Genomic DNA, 18,045 nt, shown 5'->3' on the forward strand with positions numbered 1-18,045 from the left:
TGTATAGACCAGCAGGCGAAGCGCGGAACCATGCGTCTCATTCCGTCGATTTCCGTTCGCGATGTCTTCGTCAGCATCGTCTTGACGTATTGCGTCGCTGCGGTCGGTCGGTGTGCCTCCGGTCAGGACGACGCGCCTCTCAGGTTCAACCGCGACGTGCTGCCGATTCTGGCCGATCATTGCTTTGCGTGTCACGGCTTCGACGCCGGTCAGCGCAAAGCCGGTCTGCGACTTGATCGCCAGGCGGATGCCACCCGCACACTGGATTCCGGGACGACCGCGATTGTTCCGGGTGATTCCGCCCGCAGCGAGTTGTGGGTCCGGCTGAACACAACGGATGACGATTTGCGAATGCCGCCCGCGGAAACCGGAGTCACGGTCACGCCGGCTCAGCGCGAAATTCTGCGCCGGTGGATCGACCAGGGCGCCGAGTATGAACGCCACTGGGCTCTGATTCGCCCGCGGCAGATGGAACCGCCGCCAGTTCCTGGTTCATCACATCCCATTGATCGCTTTGTTCGCGCACGGCTGCAGGAAGAAGGCATCACGCCGTCCGAACCCGCGGACCGCGCTACGCTAGTTCGTCGCGTCACGCTCGATCTGACCGGACTTCCGCCTTCTCCATCGGAACTCGACGCATTTGTCGCGGATCCGCAGCCCGATGCCTATGCGCGTGTCGTCGAGCGATTGCTGAATTCCGAGCACTTTGGTGAACACTGGGCGCGGTGGTGGCTGGATCTGGCGCACTACGGCGACAGTGATGGCTATTTGCAGGATTTCCTGCGTCCGGTCGCGTGGCGTTATCGGCAGTGGGTCGTCGATGCCTTCAATCGCGACCTGCCCTTCGATCAGTTCACGGTGCAGCAGCTCGCAGGAGATCTGCTGCCGAATGCGACCGTCACGGAACGGATGGGGACCGGGTTTCTGCGAAATACGCTCAGCAACCGGGAAGGTGGAGCGGACCTGGAAGAATTCCGAGTGAAGCAGGTTCTCGACCGCACGATGACAGTCGGAACGACCTTTCTGGGACTGACGATCGGCTGCGCGCAGTGTCATGATCACAAGTTCGACGCCATTTCGCAGCGCGAGTACTATCAGCTCTACGCCTTCTTCAACAACGCCGACGAAGTCAACTTCGACGCACCGCTGCCTGATGAAGCCGGCCCCTACGCGGATGCGAAACCGGAATACGACCGCAAACGCGCGGAGCTGCTCGCGCCGGTCGCGGAGCCGCTGGCAAAACTGCAGGCGGACTGGGAAAAAAAACTGCTGCACACGGAAGCGAATCCCGGCGAAGACTTTGCCTGGGAACGCACTCTGGAACTGCTCGGCCTGCAATGGGGCCAGAATCTCGGAGAAGGTCAGCTCGAAGGACTGAATATCATCCGAATGCCGCCGGAACGGAGAACGCAGGACGAACAGAATCGCCTGCTGGATTATTTCCTGAATGCCGCTCCGGCGGAATACAGTGCAAAGTTTGCCGAACTGAACCTGAATGAGATTAAGGCCCAACTGCAGGCGCTGACCGCCGAACTTCCATCCGTGACACGTGCACCGGGCATGCGCACGTTTCCGTTTCAGCGCAGCACTCACGTTTTCGTGCGCGGCGACTATCGTCGACATGGGGAAGAAGTCCAGCCGGATACCCCCGCAAGTCTGCCGCCACTGAACGTGGGCCGCGGCGCTGATCGGCTGGCTCTGGCCCGCTGGCTGGTGTCTGACGACCATCCGCTGACCGCGCGTGTGGCGGTCAATCGTCTTTGGCAGGAGTTGTTCGGTCGCGGGATTGTGTCGACGTCCGGGAACTTCGGCATTCGCGGAGATCGTCCGTCCCATCCACAACTGCTCGACTGGCTCGCCGTGGAATTCATGAAGAACGGATGGAGCGTGAAATCCATTCTTCGCGAGATCGTCACGTCACAAACGTATCAACAGTCATCGACGGCACGTCCGGAGGTCGACCGCCGCGATCCTCTCAACAGCCTGCTGGCCAGACAGGTGCGACTGCGGCTTTCCGGGGAAGGCATTCGCGACTCGGCGCTGGCGGTCAGCGGGCTGCTCAGTCGAAAAGTGGGAGGGCCGAGCGTCAAACCACCTCAACCGGACAGCGTCTCGATGGACGGATACAGCAATTCGTGGGAACCCAGTACCGGCGCAGATCGTTATCGTCGCGGCCTGTATACCTTCATTCAGCGTACGTCACCGTTCGCTCAGTTCGTGACGTTCGATCTGCCGGACACCAGCCTCAGCTGTGCCCGACGTGAACGTTCCAACACGCCGCTACAGGCGCTCACACTGCTGAACGACCCTGTCTTTCTCGAAATGGCCCGCGCTCTTGCGAATCGTGTGCTCACGGAAAATCCCGGCAACGACCAGGAACGACTGACACACGCTTTCCGACTGGTCGTATGCCGTCCGCCAACGGCGCAGGAAGCCGAACGCCTGCGAAATTATCTTCAGCAGCAGCGAACGCTGTTTGCCGAACATCCGGACGCGGCGACCGAATTGCTGCAGGACGCACCGGCCGGAACGGACGCGGCATGGATCGCTCTGGCCAGCGTTCTTCTGAATCTCGACGAGTTCATCCATCGGGAGTAATGCCATGATTCACACCGGGCACTCGCGGCGCGATGTGCTGCTGAACAGTTCCCACGGTTTTGGCGCGATGGCGCTGTGGCACCTGCTGGCGGATGACGGTCTTGCGCACCTGTCCCGGCCTCAATTCGCTCCGCGCGCGAAACAGATCATTTTTCTGTTCATGATGGGTGGCCAGTCTCACCTGGATCTGTTCGATCCCAAGCCGCGTATGGCCGCGCTGCACGGACGGCCGATTCCGGAATCGCTGGTTCAGGCCAAGAAGAGTGCGACCGGCGGAGTTCTGGAAACCGTGATGGCCAGTCCGCGCCGATTCCGCCCGCATGGTGAATGCGGCATGGAGATCTCCGAACTGCTTCCACACACCGCCGGAATGGTGGACGACATCTGCCTGATTCGTTCGATGCACTGCGAACAAAGCAACCACGACCCGGCTCAGCTTCTGCTGCACTGTGGAACACCGCTGTTCGGATATCCGACCATGGGCGCCTGGGTGAACTATGGGCTCGGCAGCGCCTGCCGCGACATGCCGGGCTACATGGTTCTGACGTCGGATGACGGTCACGGTCTGGAAGGTGCCGGCAGTTCACTTTGGAACAGCGGCTTCATGCCGTCGTCGTATCGTGGTGTCACCTTTCGGAATTCCGGTGACCCGATCCTCCATCTCAGCCGCCCACCGGGAGTGACGCCTGCGACTCAACGCGCACGGCTCGATGTCCTGAGAGATCTGAACCGAATGCGGCAGCAGGCCACAGGTGATGCGGAAATCGAATCCCGTATCGCCAGCTACGAAATGGCGTTTCACATGCAGACCGCCGCGCCGGAACTGCTCGACTTCAGCGACGAGACAGCCGACACGCGCTCTCTTTACGGCGTGGACAGCGACACGACACGCCGCTTCGCCACGAACTGTCTGCTGGCACGGCGCATGGCCGAACGCGGTGTGCGTTTTGTTCACCTGATTCACAGCACCTGGGACCACCATAGTGATCTCAAAGACCGTCTGGAAAACAACTGCCGGATGACCGACCAGCCAGCCGCCGCACTGCTGCGGGATCTCAAACGGCGCGGCCTGCTGGACGAAACCCTCGTGGTGTGTGCCGGAGAATTCGGTCGTACGCCGATGGGCGAAGTTCGGCGAGGATCCACGGCAGGGCGCGAAGGCCGGGACCATCATCCGAACGCCTTCAGTGTCTGGCTGGCAGGCGGAGGCGTAAAGTCCGGCATGATCCACGGCGCCACGGACGACTTCGGATTCCATGTCACCGAAAAACCGGTCCACGTTCACGACCTGCAGGCAACAATCCTGCACCTGCTGGGCGTCAATCACGAACAGCTCACCTATCGCCACGCGGGCCGCGACTATCGACTGACCGACGTCGCAGGCAACGTCGTCCGCGACATTCTGGCGTAGTCGGCGAGGCCGAAAGCCACCACCGTTCTATGGGCGAAGCGCGCCCGACGACAGCGAGTTGTCGTCGCTGACAGCCCTTTCCGTCTCGCAGCCCGGAATAGTCCGGCTGAGGGGCAACTGAGTCAGTCTTGCCCCGCTGCGTCAGTCCCGGTGAGCCGCGCTGCAGCATTCCTGTAATAAGCAAGGTCCTGTACCAGACCGTTTCGTTCGCAGAACTGTGCCAGTGCTTTCAGTCGGTCCACTGGCTCCGTGCGCGTTGACCAGTGCAGTTTGGCCAGGCAGTCCGGACATAGGCTCAGCGGATAGCGATCACCTTCCTCCAGCGAACCGCTTCCGGACATATTGCATTCGAAAAAGATGCAGTGCTTCATGGAAAACATGTGGCCCGTTTCGTGAGTTGCCGTTTTCAGCGTCCGGCGCAGACATTCACGAAAGTGGTCTTCTCCGATTTCCGGATCGCCGAGCCGTGCCATCGACCAGACGCCGACGCGATCCGACAGCGATGCCTGGCCGAACACAAAGTTCCAGTTTTCGCCCGGCCACAGATCGCCGGTCGTTAACGCGATGAGAGCCAGAGCATCGTCGGGCAATTGTGGCTTCAGAAAGTCTGTCGTGATCCACGGTGCCAGAAACTGCTCTTCGCGCGTCACGGCGTGAATTCTGCGAGCCTCGGGCGGAACGACCGCTTCACCTGCGTCGGGAAGAAGCGTCACCGGGCAGCAGAAATACAGCTCCAGAAATTCGGCGCTGAGTTCCACGATTTGGCGTTCTGCGGGTGCAAAATCACCAAGCGGTTGCACGTAGATCACGTTCCGGCCTGCAGTGGGACGGATCGGATCAGACAAAGCGTACTGAGCCAAGCTTTGACCAGGCTCAACGACCGTTGCACGCCAGTCACCGGCCTGCGGATCGCCGGCCGGCTGGTGAAGCGATGCCAGGCATTCCGTTGCACATCGGACGGCGCGATCCTCTGCCGAAAGTCGATAGCGTGAAATGACCCGGTCAACGCCGGACAGCATGACTACAACACGGTCCGCAATCGCCGGCGCAAACGGAATCATTGCCATCAACAGCAAAAGTCGCAGATTGCGCATGGAATCAGCCTCCGGTGGGGGTTGAGTTCCAAGCCTATGTCACGCGGGTCGGGGTGAGTTCGGAAATCTCACGAAGACGATTCTGCAGCGAATGTCCTTCAGGCGCGCTGCGCGACCGGCGCTGATCCAGCGCTCCGCGTGCCGTCGCGGAAACTGTCGGCAGACAGTTTTCCCAATGGCAAATTCATCTCGCGGGACAGGCGTCTGCTTGTCTACACGCGCACGAACCAGCGGTTGCGATACAGCCAGAACGCGATCAGCCAGAACACGACAAACGTCGCCGTCGGCAGCGTGACTCGCCCGAACACGTCGTGATCCAGGATCCCCGGACCAAACACGCTTTCCAGAAATCCGGCACAGTGAGTTTCGACGATGTGGCGACCGGTCCACGGACGAAGCATTTCTCCCAGCAGGTACATCACCAGGGAATTCATCCCCACAACGACCAGCGGAAACGCCAGTTTCTTCAGCGGCAAAACGTCAAACAGCAGAAAGAACCCGGCCAGCATCCAGATCACGTAGCCGCCGCTGAACAGAACCCAGGACGGAGTCCAGATACGTTTTACAATCGGGCAGACGGTGTGATGCGCCAGAATTCCAAGGCCAAGGCACAGCGCACCCGCAACGATCAGAATTAGCAGCTTGCGGCCCGACGTGCCGTTGGTCAGCAGCAACTGGCCGCACAGGATTCCCAGCACAGCCGTGCCGATCGACGGGATGAAATTCAGCGTCGTATAGCCGCCGCGGTTGTAGGTATACGGTTCCGGGTTGGAAAAGAACCATTGTCTGACAAGACCCGGTTTGTCGGCCGGTGCGATGTTGACCTCGTCAGTGGGCGTGTCATCCGACGTCTTTTCATTGTCCCCCGCCGGCGGATCGGTTTTCGGCGTGCGAAGTTGTGGCAGCAGCCACTGATCGAAGCGGAAGGCAATGTTGGCGTTTTTCGACCAGGGAGCGAACCGGCCTTCGAAAATTTCACCTTCATCCGCGCTGGCGCTGTAGGCGGCGTAGTCGTGATCGGCGGGAGGAGGATTCAGAAAAAAGAACAGCCAGTAACCGACAAGAATCGCCGCGAACGCTCCCAACTGAATTCCCAGTCGGCGCCCCAGCAGCAGATAGGCGAAGAAGTATCCAAGGCCGATCTGGGCCAGAACGTTGGGAAAGATCCAGTTCGTGCGAGCGTTGTTCAGCGAATAGAGAAAGACGCCCAGCAGCACCAGAATGACGGCCCGAATCGCCGCGTGCAGCATTCGACCCGCGCGAGATTCGCCCATGGCTTCACGGCGAGCGTAGGAGAACGGCATCGCCACGCCGACCATGAACATGAATGCCGGCTGGATCAGATCCCAGAACGAGACTCCCATCCAGCCAAAGATGCTTTCCCAGGCCGGATGGTCGAAGTGAAATCCCAGAGCGTGAAAGAATTCGTAGTTGCACGTGTTCCACGCGGCGGAATCCGGCGGCAGTTTCGAAAAGTCCGCCAGGCCGAAACCTTCGGCGGCCAGCATCGTCATGATAAAGCCGCGAAATGCGTCCAGCGAAACCAGACGTCCGGCAGGTTTCTTCTTTTCTCGTCCCGAACGGATCGACGCCGAATCCGGAGTCCCGGAGGAAGAACGCGACGGGCCGGAGGGAGGTTGCAGCGGATAAGTGTCGGCCATGAATAACTCCGAAGCGCGGATGTGCGGGTTTCGAAGAGATTCAGACTATCCGATGGACCGTCGCGATAACACGATCGGCGGGCAGGAATTCGACCTTCGAGTTTTCGAAGAGCGGCCCGACAGCGAGAACGCTCCGGATACGCGGCGGGCGGACGCTCCGTTTGCCTCGCGGCGACTGAAAGCAGATTCGGAATTTTGCGTTCATCAACGCACCGGACCCACGAAGACGCTTCCGTCATTCGTGGGTCCGTATGGAGTTCCTGCTTTCGGCCTACCGTCTGCACGACGGGCCGCTTATTCCAAGCATCCGCCGCACGACTGGACGGAAGTTCGGTGACGGGACTATGGACTGGCGATTGCGTCGACCTGCGACTGCAGCGAGGCTGCGCGGGCGTTGGCGTCGTCGGCCGTGTCCTTGGCGTCGATCGCCAGAACGATGCCGGCGATTCCCAGACCGACTCCCAGCAGCGTGCCGAGTCCGGCGCCGCCCATCTGTCCGCGAACGACTTCGCTGTCGGAAACGATCGCCGGATTCTTGAGTGCGGACGGTGGAGCCTGTTCTTCATTCCAGAACCGAAACGCGGCGGCACCGTGAGGCGCAGCGACGACATGCAGTCCGGGTCGCAGTCCGCGAAACCGAACATCGCCGGATTCGTCCGTGACGGCCTTGGCAACAGTCTTGTCGGCGAAACGAACCTGCACCGGCTGATTCGCCTGGGCAACACCCTGGCCGTCAACAATCTTCATTTGCAGCAATCCGTCCGCCTTCAACTGAACATCGCGGACAACCGGTTTCGGGTCAGCGGATGCTTCATCCGCATGACACGACACCATTGACAGTGGTTGTGAAAGCACCAGGGCAGCGGTCAGGGTCAAGCGGACAAGCTTCGTCGGAAGAGGCTGTGTGAGTTTCATTTTGTGAAGTTCCTTCTTCAGGACAGCAGCGGATAGACAACACGCTGCAACGGGCCTCTGATCAGCGTGCCACGTCAGCGTAGTGAAATCTGAAATCGGCGAAAATATGAACCAACGCCTTTTATGACTAATGGTTGACGGGTGATTGCCCACTCATTGAATGATCCGGGGGCTTCTCCGGCAGATACTGCCAGAAGGTACGTCTTCAGCAGTTCACGCGACGCCGGAGAGCCGTTCATCAGGTAGGTAATCCAGGCCCAGCTATCGCGATAGTCGTCGGCGTCCATCTGATCGGCGGACGGAATCTGTTCCAGCCGCTTCAATCCGGGAGTCCAACCCATTCGCGACTTCCATTTGGTTCCCGCCAGGCGCTGGGAGGCAGCTCGGGCGTCCGGGGCTTCTTCGAAATACTCCGCCAAACCCTCATCCATCCACAGCGGAACATAGGGCAGCGCCTGGTGCAGCAGGGCGTGAGTGAATTCGTGCCGCAGATCGGTAATCAGAGCCTGGCTGCGATAAGCGTAGATCTGAAACACATCGCCGTTGCGATAGAAGATGGCTCGCCGCCGGGCACTTTCGGGAATGCTGTTGGCCAGGTGCGTCCGATATCCCCGCGCGGAGGAAAACAGAATGATCTGAATCGGTCTGGCAGGCGGCGGAAGTTCCAGTTTCTGACGGATTTCGTCAGCGACGGACTGCAATTCGGTCAGCACGAAATCCACATCAATGCCGAATTCGGAGAACACCTCAATCTGCCCGCGGCGTTCATGACGTTCCCAATCCGCGTTGGCCGGACCGGCGACGGAAAGCCGGGCAGCGGACACCAGGCTCCAAAGCAGCACATGCCGGATCAGTCGCGACGCTTTTGAAGGCTGTGGTTGAGCGTTCGCCATGATCTCTGTCGCCCGGCGGGCACTTTCGTAAGAAGGTCGGATGTCGATCCGGCGTGTCATCCGGAAAATTTCCGTTCGAATCGAACACCATTCAGCGACACGGTGAATCACGTCGGTGTCTCGGAAGTCGGCGGAGACCGTCAACGTGATTTTGTCCTGCCACAGCAGCCGAAGCAGTGTCGTCAGGCAGCGCGGCGACGGTACTTCGTTGTCAGCCGGGCACTAGTTTTCACCAGCCGGCAGAATACGTTGTCGCAGGTGCGGGCGATCCGGCTCAGCCACGGTCGGGAAATGTGAATTCCGCGGGGAACAATCGTTCGTCCGTTATAGTCGAGGTATCGCATGTCATCGCTGTCCGACTCAGCAAACACCGCCAGACGTGCCGCATTGGTCGGGTCCAGGGCAGGCAGGTCCTGTCCCAGCATGTTCAGAAACTCATCCATCGTTTGCGGATTGTGCGAGACGTTCAACTGGTCATAAAACGACGGTCCCAGGGCGATGACCGGTTTCCTGAGCCAGCACGCTTCGACGGTCACTGTCGAACCGAACGTTACCACCGTGTCGCTCCATTCCAGCAGCGCGTAGGTGTTGGCCGTGTCGGTCGGATAGTAGACAACGGTGTTCGGCAGCGCATCGATGGCGCGAAACGGAGTCGTGATGTCACCGGCGATGTCTGCCTGGTTCGGATGAAACCGAATGCAGAACAGATATTCGGGAAACCGGCGACAGGCAGCTTCGACCACAGTGGCGTAGTCGGGAAACGGCGATCTCCAGTCAGGTCCCAGAGATTCGAATTCGTCCTGGCTGCTGAGAAACACGGAGATCTTCTTTTTGAACCGACCGGCGTCGGGCGGCGAAAATTCGGAAGCGTGCTTCTTGGCATACTTGTTGTGAGCGGGCTGGCGTCGGCGGGCGAAATACGCTTCAGCGGCTTCGACGTCTGCCGGATGGCTCAACACACGTTTCTGAATCGCCCTGCGATCGTGAGCCGTATGGCCACGGAAGATGATGGGCTGTTGCCGCGCCGTGATTTCCAGCGTATTGAACGGCAGCCCGGCGGACCTTGCGGCGATCAGACAGAACCGCGAACAGGCCTGACGACCGTTGAACACTTCCACGCGGTCAGGCTTCCGCTGCTGCAGCACGCGTTTCATGGAGGTCAGCAGACCCAGCGTCGTTTGAAAGTAACGCTTCTTGATGGCACGAATTATGGGATTGCGCGACGTGTCGCCGGGCAGTTGCCGGAACGTAGACGTCACGCCGCTCTGAACACCTTCCGCCAGGTCCCGCAGTTCCGTCCACGACACCGGCGACGCCGATTCCTCAGCGGCCGGCGTCTTCAGCGGAACCGTCGTCAACCCGGCTTCTGCTGCGGACTTTGTGACACAGGAACGGCAAATGAAGCATGTTCCGGGGCTGCCGGCGAAATTCACGGCGCAGGTGCCGCCGCGGCTGTCGCAATACGTCAGTACGACTTCGCTGCCTGCGTCCTGGAGTTCTTTGGCGCGGGCAATGGCCATCAGAATGTGCTTGCGCCACAGCGGATAGGCCGCATGGATCACGACTTTTTCCCTGGTCGCGGTCACGGGCCGGCTGTTGGAGGTTTCCATTCCTTCATCCCTGGTGAACGACTAAGAACCCCTATCAAAACCTGCGAGAGCCGCGACGTTTGTGGTTGCGTTTCAGGCAAGAAGTGAGAAGGAGACGGGAAATCCCGTCGACGCCGAGCGCCGCCGCCGCCTGAGACGCAACCACAAACGTCCCGAAGGGTTGTGACGACAGCAGCCGATCTGCGGCGTCATCACTCCTCGACGACATTTGTCGCCTCGTCATTCTTCCTTGCATCTCGACTACTGTCGCCACAACGCGGCCTCGGAGGTTTTGTTAGGGGTTCTAATTTGTTCCGCCGTGCAATCGCTGCTGGAGAAGTCACGCAATTCGCGGTTTCAAGCTGCGTTCAGCGGCAGTTCAGCAAGAGACTTCGCTGGCGACGGTGATCTTGTGACGCCTGTGATGCGATCGTCGAGTCCGTTGCCGCAGACCGTATGACGAAGCCGCCAGCGCCCGTCGCCATCCTTTCCCCACAGATGTGGTGAACGGAAGCGGTCGGTCAGTTCATGAAATCGTTCCGGCTTCATGCCGATGTAGTCCATGGTTTCGTCGAAGTAGCGATCCGGAAACTCGCCGTCAAAGCGGCTGACAAGAGCCACACCTTCGTCGCGCGTGATGTGTCCGTTGCGGATCTCCTGAGACGCGTCGTAGGTGGCTCGTCCGATGCCGAACTTTGTGTACGTCGTGTAGTAGTGCAGATCGTCGATCTTGTCGTCGATGCTGTTGTACTTGCTGTAGGTACCCTGAGTTCGAAAGGGCCGAGCCCGGAAGCCCGTGTTTTCGACAGCGTAGTAATAGACTTCCTGCGGTGTCCATTTCAGGTAGTAGCCAAGGTAATGAACCTGCACGTCGGTGCGTGTCAGTTCATCAGCCTGAGCCGGCAGGAAAGACATCAGATCGCTGAGCGGAACGTTGTATCGTTCGGTCAATTCCCGAATGGAAACTCCGCCCAGATAGATTTCATCCAGGTTTTGAAATGTGTGCCAGGAGCGGTCTCGCAGACTGGAGGCGGTATCGGCGATCGGATTGCCGTATTCCGCTTCGTTCTCGCCGTAAAACACCAGCGGAATTCCCAGCCGCGCGGCCAGCTTCGGTGCCAGATTTTTCTGTCCCAGAATGAATGTCTGGAACGGATGGAACAGGTTCTCGATCGACAGCCGTGTCAGCAGTTTCATCACTCGCCCGTTGCGAGTGAAACTGATGTTGTCGAAGCCGCCAAGATCCAGCCAGTTCTTCCAGTTCTGATAGCCGTAGTCCGTGTAAAGAATGGGCGGCCAGGTGACCGTCAGCGGATTCATCCCGTACCGGTACTTCAGCATGTGAGACTGAAAGGCGCTGTCCTTTCCTCCGCTGCCCGGAACGATGCAGTCATAGCTGCCGTCTTTGCTGCGGTGCTTTTCCAGCAGTCGCAGCAGTTCCTCTTCGCGCTGATGCCAGTCAATTCGTTCCTTTTGATCGGCCACGCGGCAGGCGTCGCAGACACCGGCACTGTCGAAGGCCAGCGTCGTTTTCCGGGAATGAATCGTGTGCCGAAATTCCACAGCGGAGGTCGGACGCTGATTCGACATCACACAGCGATTACAGAACCTGACGTCAGCCGGAAGGCCATAGTACGTCTCAAGTCCGAGTGCCATTGAAGCGTCCTTTCTTCATTCCGGCGTCGGTGTGTTTCGTTCCAGCGCGGCCGAGCCTCGCGTGCCACAGAACGTCTGTTGCGGCAGCCTCGCCCTCCCAAACGTTCGGTCGCAACATCGCACTCATCTAACGACGCCTGAGAGAGCATTAATGTTTCGCGGGTTGCCGCGAAACCGGTTCTGGTTGGCCCGGAGCGGAACGGTCTGACAATTCGCGAGCCCAGTTTTTCAGAATTCGCAGACCCGCACCGGCACTTTTCTCCGGATGAAACTGGACGCCAAGGATATGGCCTCTCCGCACGGCGGAGCAATACCGAATCGAACCGTACGTCGTCGACGTCAGGACGTCAGCCGAATCCGCGGGCACGGCGCAGTAGGAATGGACGAAGTACATGAACTCGTCGTCCGCAATTCCTTCAAGCACCCGATCGGCGACGCCTGAATTCGAACGAGCGACCGGATTCCAGCCAACGTTCGGGACTCGCAGCCGTCGCCCGGCCAGCGTCTGATCGGGAATTCGGCGAACCGTTCCCGGCAGAATCCCCAGACCTTCGTGCCGCCCGAACTCCTCGCTTTCGTCAAATAGCAACTGCATGCCCAGGCAGATTCCCAGCAGCGGTTTTCCCGAAGCGGCAAAAGTTCGCAGCGACGAAATCAGGTTCAACTCCCGAAGGCTCTCCATGGCGTTTCCGAACGCGCCGACGCCGGGAAGAATAATGCCGTCAACCGAATCAAAACTCTGTGGTGACGATGACACGACGGCGTCGATTCCAATGCGCTGGCAGGCCTGTCGGATGCTGAACAGGTTGCCCAGCCGATAGTCCACAATCTGAATCCGAAGCGTGGTCATGCTGGACTCACTTCACAGCGTACCGAGACTCCGGCAGCAGCCAGTTCGCGTTTGAGCTGCTGCAATGTCGTGGACTGAATCCGTGTTGTTCCGCGACCGCTTTTCAGGAATTCGGTATTGCCTTCACCGGGAACGCAGCCGTCGCGGGCGATGTGCCGCAACGCGTCGTAGTGCAACAGGCTGGCGACGGTGACGGCATCAACATTCGCGGCTCGAATGACTTCGATGACATCCGCCGGTGATCCGGCGCCTCCGTGAGCAATCACGGGAATCGAAACGCGGGCCGCGATGTTTCGAGTCAGTTCCAGATCAAAGCCGTCACCCGTGCCGTCTCTGTCGACGGAGGTCGCCAGAATCTCACCGGCGCCCAGTTGTTCGACGGTGGCTGCCCATTCAATGGCGTCGATGCCGGTGTGCTCGCGGCCGTTGTCCGTGTACGCAAGATACGTCGCGTCCGGCTGACGAATCGCCTCAATGGCGACCACGATGGTCGAAGCCCCGAATCGCCGCGCTGCCTGACGAATCAGCTCCGGATCCCGAATGGCAGCGGTATTGATGGCCACCTTGTCCGCTCCCGCAGCCAGCGCCGCGGAAATGTCGCCCAGAGTTCTCAGGCCGCCGCCGACAGTCAGCGGAACAAAGATCTCCTGCGCTGTACGGGACACAAACTCCAGCAGACTGTTCCGCTGGTACAGGCTGGCGACGACGTCCTGATAGATCAGTTCGTCGGCTCCCGCTTCGTAGTAGTATCTGGCGAAATCTTCGGGCCTGCCGAGCACGCGCAGGCCTTCCAGGTGAATCCCTTTGACAAGATTCGGGCCTTTGATATCGAGCCGCGGAATTACGCGAACAGTGCTCATGGCGGACTCTGAACCGGGGCGGCCGTAGCGCGGTGGAAGGTCAGAACGACCGGCGCTGAGTCCTTCCGATCAATTTGTCGAATGCTGCGGTTCAAGTTCCGTTCCGTATCCGGCAGTTCTGACGGGGACCGTATTTTCAGAGTCATGTTCGGCGGCCACGTCGGTCGCTCGTTCGCGCTGCAGGATCATGTCCTGCAGAGTGTCGTCCAGTTGTTCGGAGAACCGATCGGCCGCGCGTTCGTTCAGGTGAGTGATGTCCGTGTAGTCCGCCATCGTGTAGCCGGAATCGAAGGTGCAGTCGACGACGATCGTGTCGCGGGATTCATAATGCCGCAGAAAGTTCATGAATTCCGCAAGCTGCTGTCGGTCGTAGACCCGCTGTTCTTCCGGACGGATCGGCAGCAGGCACAGGAACACCGTGATATTTCGTTCCCGGCAATGCTGCAGCATTTTTTCGAAGTACTTCACCTGCAGCGGCAGTCGCTCGGTGCTGCGCTGCACGGTGTCGGTGGCAGACGCCGTGCCCGGCATGATGTATTGCCCGTTCGCTTTGAAGAATGGGCGACCTTCCGACGATGCGAACAGGTGCTTCGGATTCAGCCCGCGGAAGAGCCCCGGTCGCACCCACCTTCGTTTGTGCCAGAACGGAAGTGCAGGAAAGTCAGCCGCGTAGGCGTCGTCCAGCAGCGTCGAGTAAACATAGTTCCTGCGGTCGGAATGAAAACTGAACTGAAAGAAGTCGACGCCGGCAATCAGATAGCGAAACGACTTGCCGTGATCGTCGAGCCATTTCAGCTTGTAGTACATCTGGTTGAACGAATCGTCGTCGTGCGAAAAGTTGCAGGCCGGCATCGAGAAGCGATCGGGGTTGAGTCCGCGGTAGATTCGCGAATTCCCCAGCATCAGCAGTTCGAAGTCACGACTGGCCGCGTTTTCGAACGACATCCGGATCTGCTTTTCGACGCTGGGACCTTTGGCGTTTTCCAGAAGCTGCTGATGAAACAACAGTCCGAACGGCAGCCACGCGATCAGCGGGCAGAAGAAAAATGTCGCGGCTTTTCGAAGAAACCGCGCAATATCCTGAGTTTCCGGATCCCGCATCGAAGTGTATTCAGAAGTTCGCGTTCAGAACTGAAAGTAGATGAACTGCTGCTGTTCGCCGGCCATCGCCGTGATGGCAACGCAGATTCCGTAGTACAGCGCCCAACGCAGCGGGCGCGGCCAGCCGAACCCCAGGTCGGCAATCGCGAACGGCTGTTCGCGGCCGCGCCATTCCAGCAAAACGAAGAGTCCCGTGATGGCAACCACGTCGAGCGGAAACACTTCCGGCCATTCGAAAGCGGCTGGCGTGAAGATTCGGGCGATGTAGCGAATCGCGTGAGTAACGGATTCCGCCCGGAAGAAAATCCATGCAAAGGTTGTCAGACCAAACGTCACACACATCGCGGCGATTTCGCGAACCGCCGGAAACATCCGGCCCGCGGCCACAACATCCGTATGGTGCCGGTTGCGTTTCAGCAGCATCAGCGGCAGAAAATAGAGAGCGTTGAGTGCTCCCCAGGCAAGAAATGTCCAGTTGGCGCCGTGCCACAGGCCGCTGACCAGGAACACGACAAATACGTTCCGGATGGCCATTCCGGTGCCGCAGCGGCTGCCGCCCAGCGGAAAGTAAAGGTAGTCGCGGAACCAGGTCGACAGCGAAATGTGCCAGCGTCGCCAGAACTCCGCGATGTCGCGGGAAAAGTACGGACAGGCAAAGTTCCGCATCAGATCGAATCCAAACAGCTTCGCCGTTCCGATGGCGATGTTGGAATATCCCGCGAAGTCTCCGTACACCTGAAAACTGAAGAACAGCGCTCCGGCAATCAGCGTGCTGCCGCTGTATCCGTCGGAATTATTGAAGACGGCATTCGCGCAGACGGCGCAGTTGTCGGCGATGACGACTTTCGTGAACAGTCCCCACAGGATCTGCCGCAGCCCGTCGACTCCCGTGCCGTAGTCGAAGTTTCGTCGCTGGTAGAACTGCGGCAACAGATGAGTCGCGCGTTCAATCGGCCCGGCCACAAGCTGCGGGAAGAAGCTGACAAACGCGGCAAATGCCAGGAAATCGCGAGTGGGCTCCAGTTTCCGGCGGTACACGTCAATTGTGTAGCTCAGTGTCTGCAGCGTGTAGAAGCTGATGCCGACAGGCAGCACAACGTTCAGGGCCGGCGTGTGGATCTCGCGACCGAAAAACGCGAAGGCTCCCGCAAAGGAGTCGACAAAGAAGTTGAAGTACTTGAAAAAACCCAGCAGACTCAGATTGACAAGCACGCTGATCCACAGCAGCAGCGCCCGGCGGCGCGGCGAATCCGTCTGTGCCAGTCGCAGCCCGACCACGTAGTCAACCAGCGTACTGAAGGCGATCAGCGCCAGAAAGCGGTAGTCCCACCATCCGTAAAACAGATAGCTGGCGGCGGTGACGAAGAAATTATGAGCCTGCAGATGCCGCCGGATCGGGCTCCAGTACACCAGAAAGACGATCGGCAGGAAGATGGCAAAGTCGACGGAATTGAACAACATCTCAGCGATCTCATCCTTGAAACCGGCTCGTCGGACGCGGTGCAGCGTAGGACGTGCGGCAGATGCGGATCAAGATCAAGTGCAAAACGCAGTGAAGCGAGACTCGGTCCTTGAACGCGTACCCGGCGGTGTTTCGTACGATGGCGTTCCAAGGCCGTCGCCACCGCACAGACGGCCTTGGAACGCCATCGCACAGGTAGCTTCTCATCTTCCGCTCGCCTTGGGTCGGTTCCGGCCCGGGCTCGAAGATCGACTTCACGATCAGCAGACGTAAGAATCATCTGGTCGCGCCACTGCAAACGCATTGGCCCGCAGCAGGGAAGGGTTGTTGCAGTTGACGACTCGCCATGCACCTTTGTGCCAGGACGGACTCGATGTTTCTCAGATCATGCAGGCACTTGCGGTGTGATCACCTCGCGGCAGTGACGCTGCTGGTGATTCATGCCGGATTGCTTGCCTGGTCCGCGACAAAGCACTCGCCGACTGCTCAGGAACCGCAGTCTCTCGTCGCCGGACTCAGCCACTGGGAACTCGGCGACTTTCAACTGTTTCGAGTGAATCCGCCGCTGGTCAGAATGGTGGCGGCTCTGCCTGTGATCGCCGCTGGCTACGAAAGCGACTGGAGCAAGCTCAAACCGGGAATCGGCGATCGGCCCGGCTTTGATGTCGGCAACGACTTTGCCGCTGCGAACGGTGAACGGACTTTTTGGCTGATCACGATCGCGCGCTGGGCCTGCATTCCATTCAGCCTGGCTGGCGGAGTTTCCTGTTTTCTGTGGGCCAAAGAGCTGACCGGTCGGCCGACGGGAGGACTGATCGCACTGTTCCTGTGGTCGTTCGATCCCAACATTCTGGCCCACGGTGAATTCATCATGACGGACTGCGCGGCGGCGGCGTTCGGCGTTGCGGCCGGGTATGGTTTCTGGAGATGGCTCAGACGACCGAACTGGCAGCGGGCGGTTGTCGCAGGCATCCTGCTCGGACTGGCGCAACTGACGAAAACCAGTTGGATTCTCCTGTACGCGTTGTGGCCGGCGGTCTGGCTTTGCTGGTCGAGGTTCGGCCGCCACCGAGAGCTTCCGCAATCCGACGGGGCATTTCCGGGCTTTCGGATTCAGTCAGGTCAACTGGCGGTGATTCTGCTGATCTCCGTCTACCTGCTGAATCTGATCTACGGCTTCGACGGAACACTGACTCCGCTGCGCGAGTTCCATTTCGTCAGCCGGGCACTTAATGGCGCAGACCAGACGGGACAGGTCGGAAATCGATTTCGGGATTCTGTTCTGGGACATATCCCGGTGCCGCTGCCGCTTCCCTACGTGGAGGGGATCGACATCCAGAAAAGCGATTTCGAAAAGCCCTGGCGATCTTTTCTCCGCGGCGAATGGAAACCTGGCGGATGGTGGTACTACTACCTCTACGGATTCTGCGTCAAGACGCCACACGGAACGCAGCTTCTGTTTGTCATTGCCGTGTTGACGACTCTGGTGGGATTGTGCCGGCGAAAGTCTGCCGCCCGGTCGCATGCCGCGGTGCCAGCGTCTGATCTGGCAGTCGTGCTGTTGCCGCCGATCGCACTGATAGCGCTGGTCAGTTCGCAGCTCGCGATGAACCTTCACTTTCGCTACGTCCTGCCGTCAACGGGTTTTCTGTTTGTCTTCATTGCCGCAACGTTTGTTGGTTTGCTGCCAAAACGGATCGAAGCCGAACCGCCGGGTCGGTGCTGAACGCAGCCGCGGTGGAAAATGGCGAATATGGCCGGCAGCAAAGTGCTGCAACTTACGTTTTCGATTGACTTCCAGAGTCAGAATCCGATTCGGCTAAATATTTTGGAATCTCTCTCCTGACTCTTGACGAATTAGGCACGATTGCTAGTGTGTGAAAGGGCGGCAATCACTCGTACGGACAGCAGGACAGCAGGACAGCAGGACAGCCTGCTATTAAGGCATCAACCGT

At 59.3% G+C, this 18,045-nt stretch carries 13 protein-coding genes; 3 read left to right on the top strand and 10 right to left on the bottom strand.

All coding sequences use genetic code 11. The features are described from left to right. Positions 1–30: 30 nt before the first annotated feature. Positions 31–2,598, top strand: coding sequence for a PSD1 and planctomycete cytochrome C domain-containing protein (locus R3C19_07990; protein MEZ6060284.1), 2,568 nt, complete (start codon positions 31–33; stop codon positions 2,596–2,598). A 4-nt stretch (positions 2,599–2,602) separates the two neighbouring features. Continuing rightward, entirely contained in the window at positions 2,603–4,009 is a 1,407-nt protein-coding gene (locus tag R3C19_07995) for a DUF1501 domain-containing protein (protein ID MEZ6060285.1), read from the top strand. Positions 4,010–4,131: 122 nt separating this feature from the next. On the opposite strand, the gene R3C19_08000 is transcribed toward R3C19_07995, so the two are convergent. The 10 genes from R3C19_08000 to R3C19_08045 form a co-directional block, all read right to left on the bottom strand. Further along, positions 4,132–5,103, bottom strand: coding sequence for an archaemetzincin (locus R3C19_08000; GenBank protein ID MEZ6060286.1), 972 nt, complete (start codon positions 5,101–5,103; stop codon positions 4,132–4,134). Positions 5,104–5,315: 212 nt separating this feature from the next. Beyond that, the gene (locus R3C19_08005; protein MEZ6060287.1) at positions 5,316–6,764 is read right to left on the bottom strand and encodes a hypothetical protein; all 1,449 of its coding nucleotides are present in this window, start codon (positions 6,762–6,764) and stop codon (positions 5,316–5,318) included. Positions 6,765–7,106: 342 nt separating this feature from the next. Next, positions 7,107–7,679: a hypothetical protein gene (locus tag R3C19_08010; GenBank protein ID MEZ6060288.1), complete on the bottom strand. Its 573-nt coding sequence runs from the start codon at positions 7,677–7,679 to the stop codon at positions 7,107–7,109. Positions 7,680–7,753: 74 nt separating this feature from the next. Beyond that, entirely contained in the window at positions 7,754–8,632 is an 879-nt protein-coding gene (locus tag R3C19_08015) for a hypothetical protein (protein ID MEZ6060289.1), read from the bottom strand. Positions 8,633–8,754: 122 nt separating this feature from the next. Next, entirely contained in the window at positions 8,755–10,182 is a 1,428-nt protein-coding gene (locus R3C19_08020) for a hypothetical protein (protein ID MEZ6060290.1), read from the bottom strand. Positions 10,183–10,518: 336 nt separating this feature from the next. Then, on the bottom strand, positions 10,519–11,817 hold the full coding sequence (locus R3C19_08025) for an N-acetyl sugar amidotransferase (GenBank protein MEZ6060291.1): 1,299 nt from the start codon (positions 11,815–11,817) through the stop codon (positions 10,519–10,521). A 148-nt stretch (positions 11,818–11,965) separates the two neighbouring features. After that, positions 11,966–12,667, bottom strand: coding sequence for an imidazole glycerol phosphate synthase subunit HisH (gene hisH / locus R3C19_08030; GenBank protein MEZ6060292.1), 702 nt, complete (start codon positions 12,665–12,667; stop codon positions 11,966–11,968). Then, positions 12,664–13,527, bottom strand: coding sequence for an imidazole glycerol phosphate synthase cyclase subunit (locus tag R3C19_08035; GenBank protein MEZ6060293.1), 864 nt, complete (start codon positions 13,525–13,527; stop codon positions 12,664–12,666). The genes hisH and R3C19_08035 overlap by 4 nt, the downstream gene beginning before the upstream one ends. 69 nt (positions 13,528–13,596) lie before the next feature. After that, complete coding sequence (locus tag R3C19_08040; protein ID MEZ6060294.1) at positions 13,597–14,628, bottom strand: hypothetical protein; 1,032 nt, start codon at positions 14,626–14,628, stop codon at positions 13,597–13,599. Positions 14,629–14,652: 24 nt separating this feature from the next. Next, complete coding sequence (locus R3C19_08045) at positions 14,653–16,089, bottom strand: MBOAT family O-acyltransferase (GenBank protein MEZ6060295.1); 1,437 nt, start codon at positions 16,087–16,089, stop codon at positions 14,653–14,655. 398 nt (positions 16,090–16,487) lie between these two features. On the opposite strand from R3C19_08045, the gene R3C19_08050 reads away from it, so the two are divergent. Further along, positions 16,488–17,816, top strand: coding sequence for a phospholipid carrier-dependent glycosyltransferase (locus R3C19_08050; GenBank protein ID MEZ6060296.1), 1,329 nt, complete (start codon positions 16,488–16,490; stop codon positions 17,814–17,816). Positions 17,817–18,045 lie beyond the last annotated feature (229 nt).

Source organism: Planctomycetaceae bacterium, assembly GCA_041398785.1.
In the GTDB taxonomy this organism is placed as follows: Bacteria; Planctomycetota; Planctomycetia; order Planctomycetales; family Planctomycetaceae; genus JAWKUA01.